4 protein-coding genes are annotated in these 6,742 nt (G+C 70.8%); 2 read left to right on the top strand and 2 right to left on the bottom strand.

The genetic code is table 11. The features are described from left to right. The first annotated feature begins 360 nt into the window (after positions 1-360). The gene (locus tag ACZ6DT_RS07355) at positions 361-2,643 is read left to right on the top strand and encodes a tetratricopeptide repeat protein (RefSeq protein ID WP_465590049.1); all 2,283 of its coding nucleotides are present in this window, start codon (positions 361-363) and stop codon (positions 2,641-2,643) included. Between the two features lie 46 nt (positions 2,644-2,689). Here ACZ6DT_RS07355 and ACZ6DT_RS07350 read toward each other — a convergent pair whose 3' ends face one another. After that, complete coding sequence (locus ACZ6DT_RS07350; RefSeq protein ID WP_465590046.1) at positions 2,690-3,919, bottom strand: cytochrome P450 family protein; 1,230 nt, start codon at positions 3,917-3,919, stop codon at positions 2,690-2,692. Positions 3,920-4,058: 139 nt separating this feature from the next. Here ACZ6DT_RS07350 and ACZ6DT_RS07345 point away from each other — a divergent pair, with 139 nt between their 5' ends. Next, positions 4,059-5,567: a GGDEF domain-containing protein gene (locus tag ACZ6DT_RS07345; protein ID WP_465590043.1), complete on the top strand. Its 1,509-nt coding sequence runs from the start codon at positions 4,059-4,061 to the stop codon at positions 5,565-5,567. A 169-nt stretch (positions 5,568-5,736) separates the two neighbouring features. On the opposite strand, the gene ACZ6DT_RS07340 is transcribed toward ACZ6DT_RS07345, so the two are convergent. Continuing rightward, the gene (locus tag ACZ6DT_RS07340; protein ID WP_465590041.1) at positions 5,737-6,684 is read right to left on the bottom strand and encodes a phosphatase PAP2 family protein; all 948 of its coding nucleotides are present in this window, start codon (positions 6,682-6,684) and stop codon (positions 5,737-5,739) included. Positions 6,685-6,742 lie beyond the last annotated feature (58 nt).

Genomic DNA, 6,742 nt, shown 5'->3' with positions numbered 1-6,742 from the left:
CCACGCCCGCCGACTACAAGAAGTAGAAGAAAGAGACAACCCCCCCCCCCCCCCCCCCCCCCCCCCCCCCATCCCCCCCCCCCCCCCCCCCCCCCCCCCCCCCCCCCCCCCCCACGACCGGTTTCCGAGGAGATCAGTACTCGCCCGGTCGTTCGCAAGGCGGAACAGGGCCTGCTCACATTTCGCGGTCGCGCATGATCCACCTCCCTTTCGACTGGCGCACCGGTGGGGAGCGGGCGCGTTCTCACTCAGTTTGCGGGCTGTCTTCGCACCTGGGCACACCCGGTGTCCGTGTTGTGACCCGGGCAATGGGAAGGTTGTGGCACGATCTGCCGCGAAGCGGGGAGAAAGGTGCTTCTGGTGACCGAGAATTCCGGCTCCGCCAGATCCGGTGAGACCGGGAAAGCACGCGCGGAACCGAGACCGGTTTCGACGGCCGCGCTGATGTTCGGGCGCGCACTGCGGCAGCGGAGGCAGGCCAGTGGACTGGCGCTGCGCGATCTCCAGAAACTCGCCTACGTCGACAAAAGTCTGATCAGCCGGGTCGAACGCGGCCTCACCCCGCCGAGCGCGGAATTCGCCGAAGCCTGCGATCGCGCGCTGGGAGCGGACGGGACGCTGATCGTGCTCGCCGAAGCCGCCCGCGCGGAGCCGTATGTGCACCTTCCCCCGCCGCCGGGTCATTTCGTCGGCCGTGCGGAGCATTTCGCCCTGCTCGACCAAAAAGTGTTCACCGAAGCGGCCAAGGTGGTCTTCGTCGCCGGGCCGCCCGGCGTCGGGAAGACCGCGCTCGTGCTGCATTGGGCGAACCGGCGCCAGGAGGAGTTCGACAGCGTCCTCTGGTCGGATCTGCGCGGTTACGCGGCGGGCTCTCCCGCGCAACCCGCCGACATCCTCGACGACCTGCTGCGGTGCCTCGGTGTCCGCCCCGACCGCATCCCCGCCGAGGAGCACATGCGGCTCGCGCTGCTGCGCGGTCTGTTGCGCGGCCAGCGCACGCTCGTCGTACTGGACAACGCCCTCGACTCGCACCAGGTTCGGCTGGTGCTGCCCGGCACCCCGGACACCACCGTGCTGATCACCAGCAGGCGGCGGTTGTCCGGACTGGTCGTCGGCAGCGGCGCGGTCCAGGTTTCCTTGGAGCCGCTGGAAGAACTCGAGGCGACACGGCTCATGGCCGACCTCATCGGCGAAGAACGCGCGGCGGGCGATCCCGAAGGTGTCGGCAGGCTCGTCCGGTTGTGCGCGGCACTGCCGCTCGCGGTGAACATCGCCGCCGAACGGGTCGCCACGCATCCACATCAGAGTGTCGGCGACCTGGCCCGTGAACTCGTCGCCGAGGGGCGACGGCTGGAACTGCTCGCGGTCGACGACGACGCCGTCGGTGTCAGGGCCGCCTTCAGCTGGTCCTACCGCGCACTGGAGGCCGACACCGCCCGCATGTTCCGGCTGCTCGGCCTCCATCCAGGCCCCCGGTTCGCCGCGAGCGCGGCCGCCGCGCTCGCCGGGCTGCCCGGACACGACGCGCGAAGGCTTCTCGACAAACTCGTGCAGGCCCATCTCGTCCAGCAGATCGGCGCGCAGTACTACCGCTTCCACGATCTGCTCCGCGTATACGCCGCCGAAGAGGCCGCCGCCGGGCAATGGCGGGACGAGCGGCAGGCGGCGGTCTCCCGGCTGACCCACTGGTACCTCCACACGGCCAACGCGGCGAGCTGGACGCTGACCCCGGCCCGGGACCACCACATCGACCTCGGCCCCGCACCCGAAGGCGTCGAGCCGCTCCGGTTCGCCACGTTCGACGAGGCCTACATCTGGTGCGCGGCGGAGATGCCGAGCATCACCGGCGTCGCCCGGCTGGCGCTGGACCACGGGTTGTACGAGATCGGCTGGCGGCTGCCGGTGGAACTGTTCGACTACCACCTGCTCGGCAGGCCGTGGCAGACGTGGATCTCCAGCCACGAGGTCGCGATCGAGTCCGCGAAGGCGGGCGACGACCTCGGTGGGCTGGCGTGGTCGGCGATCAACCTCGCCGAGGCCCACCGGCGGCGCGGCGACCTCGACCGCGCGCACGAACTGTTCGGCCAGGCCGTCGAGATCTCCGGTGAGATCGGCGAGAGCCCGAGCCTGGGCTGGGCGCTGGTCGGGCTGGGGAACATCGCGCACGAGCGCGAGGACTACGCCGAAGCCGTGCGGCTGGCCGAAAAGAGCGTGGAGGTGAACGCGCGGATCGGCTACCGGCTCGGCGAAGCGACCGCGCGGGTCCACCTCGGCCGCGCCTACCGCGATCTCGGCGAACGGGAGCCTTCCCTGGACCACGGCCTTCGCGCCTTCGAGGCGTACGCGAAGGACGCGGACCAGCACGGCATGGGTTTCGCGCTGGTGCCGCTCGCCAGGACCAGCCGCCGGTTCGGCGATCTGGACCAGGCGCTCGCGTACTGCGAACAGGCCCTGACCGCCTACCGGAACTGCGGCGACGTCTGGGGGCAGGCCGACGCGCTCGACGAACGCGGCTGCGCGCTGGCCGCGCGGGGACGGACCGATGAGGCCATGACCGCCTGGCGCGACGCGCTCCAGCTCGTCATGGATCTCGACGACCGGAAGGCGAGCGTGCTGCGGGGCCGCCTCGAAGGCGCGGTTTAAAGCGGGCTGCGGGGGCTTTCCGCATGTCACGCGGGCATGGTCCCCCTCAGCTCGGACCCAGAGTCACCGGCAGGTTGTGCAGGCCGCGGGTGATCGCGCTCGGCCACCACACGAGCCGGTCCTCCGGCACGGTCAGCGTCATCGACGGTGCGCGGCCGAACAACGTCTCCAAGGCCGCCGACGCCTGCATGCGCGCGAGCGCGGCGCCGATGCAGATATGCGGGCCGACGCCGAACGCCACGTGCCGCACCGGCCGCTCACCCGGGCGGAAGGCGAGCGGCTCGGGATGGACCTCCGGATCGCGATTGGCCGCCAGCAACGACAACAGGATCGGGTCGCCCGCCTCCATCCGCTGCCCGGCGAGTTCCATCGGCTCGGTGACGAAACGCCAGCTGGTGTTCTGCAGCGGGGTGTCGCGGCGCAGGACCTCCTCGATGACGAGCGTCAGATACGAACCGTCGGCGCGGGCGCGGGCCGCGTCCTCCGGATGTGTGATGAGGGTCAGCGCGGTGGAGGCGATGAGACTGATCGTCGTCTCGTGCCCGGCGATCAAGGAGAGGAACGCCGTCGCGGCGACTTCGTCGTCGGTCAGCTTCCCGACAGCTTCCTGGGCGAGCAGGTCGCTGATCAGGTCCGCCCCGGGTTCGGCGCGTTTGCGGGCGACGACGTCGGCGAGCAACGCGTCCAGATCGTCGGTCGCCTTGAGCATCGACGCCATGTCGGTGACGTCGCCGGCGGCGACCACCAGCGCCGGCGGGCGGACCTCGTCCAGCAGGGTGCCCGGGATGCCGATCAGCTCGCAGATCGACCGGATTCCCAGTGGGTACGCGAAATCCTCGACGAGGTCGCCCTCACCCCGTTCCAGGATCGGGTCCAGCAGTTCGTTCGCGAGCCGATGCGTGCGGTCGCGCATGTGCTGCAGCCGCCGCGGGCCGAACGCGCCGGCACAGGCCTTGCGCAGCCGCGCGTGCTCCTCGCCCTCGAAGTTGTTCATATGCCCGATGAGCGACGGCCGGTGATCGGCGGGCAGGCCCAGATTGGCCGTGCGCCAGTGTTCCGCCGCGACGGACGGGCATTTGGACAACCGGGGATCGGCCATCGCGGAAACGACGTCCGCGTGCCGGGTCAGCAGCCAGGTCCAGGTGTCGCCGGGGAGCGGGAGCCGGAACGCCGGGGCGTTCGCCCGGAGCCATTCGTAAGCGGGCGAGGGATCCCTGTCGAAGTCCGGGCCGAACATCACGGGGACCGCGGCGTCGTCGTATGCGGCATCAGGCATACGAGTCACCATGCCAGCTTGTGGCGGTAGCGCGTCCGGCGAACGCAGTCATCGGCCTGTCTCACGCGATCGTCAACGCGGTCCCCCTGTCACCCCTCCTGGTGACCCAGCAAGATCGAGCGGGTGCGGTGTGTGACGGATGGAGGTGACCCTCGTCAGCGAGTTCGCCGAGCACGACCGTGACCCGGTCTCGGAGCGCCCGCGCGGTTCGCTCCGGTATTTCGCCGACACCGTCGGCCTCGCCGCGGCCCGCGTCTGGCGGCTGCGTGGCCGCGCCTGGAACACCCTGCGGCATCCGGCGGGATGGGAACTGTGGCGCCTGCCGCCCGCGGCGGTCTTCTGGATGCTCGGCACCGAGCTCGCGGTCGCCCTCTGGGCACTGACAGCGCATCAGGGTGCCACCACCACGACCACGGACCTCGTCCGTTTCGGCGTGATCGCGGGCTGCACGATCTGGTACCTCGTCCAGACGCAGCATCCCGAGGAACAGCGCCGCGCCGACGACCGGCGCGGCGAGCACATCGACCAGACCGCCGTCTGGCTGGGGAGCGCGGCCGTCCTGCTGCCGCCCACGTTGTCGCTCCTGCTGCTGCTGATGGTGCGCGTGCAGCGCTACTCCATCGCGCACAAGGCGATGACGACGTTCCTCTTCACCACCGCCGCGCACGCCGTGTCCATCCTCGGCGTGCACGCGATCACCGAACTGACGTCGCTGCACGCCTGGCTCGAATCGGGCACGCTCCCCCAGCGGACCGAGGACATCGTGCTGGCCGCCGTCTCCCTGGTGGGCGCCGCGCTCTGGTACTTCGCGTCGCAAACCCTCCTGATCAGCATCGCGCGCGGCCTGGCGTGGGGCGGCTGGCGGCGGCAGAAGCTGATCGGCAGCTGGACCGACAACGCGGACTTCGTCTACGCGCTGCAACTCGCCGCGTGCACCACGATCCTCGGCGCGGTCAACATCGCACTGGTGCCGCTGGTGATGATCGGTGTCGCGCTGCGCTCGACCCGCCTCTCGCAGGCGCTGGCGGACACGATCGCGCGCAGCCAGCGTGACCGGAAGACCGGGCTGCTGACCGAGGCCTCCTTCCACGCCCCGGCCGCGCTGCGGCTGCTCGAGGACCAGACCGAACGGCGGCCGACCGCGTTCCTGCTGCTGGACCTCGACCATTTCAAACAGTGGAACGACAAGTACGGGCATTCCGGCGGCGACATCGTGCTCGGCTGCGTCAGCGCCGTGCTGCGGCAGAACACCCGCGCCACCGACGTCGTCGGGCGGTGGGGCGGCGAGGAGTTCTCGGTACTGCTGCCGGACACCACCCGCGAGGAGGCGATCCGGATCGCCGAGCGGATCCGGGAAGCCGTCGCGAAGACCGCCATCACCGGCCTGACCGAACTAGCCAGCGGGCACGCCACCAACGAACCCCGCGCGGTGGGCCCGATCCACGGCTGCACCGTGTCCATCGGGGTCGGCCTCTCGCCCGAGCACTCGACGGACTACGGCGAGCTCTTCCGTGCGGCCGACTCGGCGATGTACCAGGCGAAACGGAACGGGCGGAACCGGGTGGTCGTGGCGCCTTCCGTGGTTCCCCCCTCGCCGCGGGCTCCGACGTCACCGTTGAGCCGGGCCGGGGACTCGCGCCGGGAGTGACGGGAGAAGCGTGTACCCAGCCGGAACACGCGTGTTCGCCCTCCAATCACGCGAGTTCCGCCGCCAAGCACGCTTGTCCCGTGCCCGGACACGTGAGTCGCGCCGATGTCACGTATGGGACCGACCCGGTCCCATACGTGACATTCGGGAGTACCTCGAGGACCCGCCGTCAGCGGCGGGTCACGAGGCGAGTCTCGAGCAGGCCGTCGACCACGCGCGTCTCCACGCCGGTCCGCCGTTCGAACGCGGATCCGCGCAACGGCCACAGCGCGACCAGCACGATGCCCACCGCGGCGAGGGCGGCCAGCACCAGCGCGGCGACGAACTGGGCGGCGCCGTCGGTCGCCGTGCTCAGCACCGCGAAGCCGACCAGGACGATCCCGGTGGGCAGCACCGTGGCCAGCGCCACCAGCGCGGCGGGGGTGCGGCACAGGTCCCGGCGCCGGGTGGTCAGCCAGGCGGCGAGGAGGCACGCGAACGACGCGCCCAGCAGGCACGCGCCCGCCGTATCACTGAGCCGGTGCCAGCCCAGCGCGATGGTCGACGACGCGACCCAGGCGACGGCGACGCCGCCGATCCCGATGATCACCGGGCGAAACCGTGGGGGCAGAACGAAAGCGAGTGCCATCAGAATGGCCATGGCGGCGCTGACGTGTCCGCTCGGGAAACTGTTGTGTCCCGGCCCGCGGCCGCCGTCGGGCAGTTCGGGGCGGACGAGGACGTAGAGCTTGAGCAACTGCGCGGCGACGAGCGGGAGCACGAGCACGCTCAGCGCGGGGATCAGGAGGCCGGGTTTGCGCCGGACCAAGGCCAGTACGACGAGCACGATCCCGGCGGTGCCGATGACGAGCACCATGTCCTGGTCGCGCAGCGGTCCCGCCCAGTCCATGGTGGACCACCGGCCGGACTGCGCGCTGCGGACGACGCCGTTTTCCGCGAGCTGCCCGGCCGACGTGTGCACGAAGAGCACGTAGGTCACGACGAACGCGGCGGCGAGTCCCAGCCCGGTGGCGAGCTGGAACACGGCCCTGGACAGGGTGCGCCTGGTCTCGGCGTGCCGTCCCGGCAGCGGACGGTGGGCGGGGGTCGGCTTCGCTTCGTGGGTGAGTAGGGCCATGCGTCTCACTGTCCCCACGCCGTTTAGCCGGGAGGTCCGGACAATGTCATGGTTCTGC

The sequence above is a fragment of the Amycolatopsis sp. NPDC041971 genome (assembly GCF_055588925.1).
Note: the sequence above shows the minus strand (reverse complement) of the source record. Positions and strands in the feature narration are given on the sequence as shown.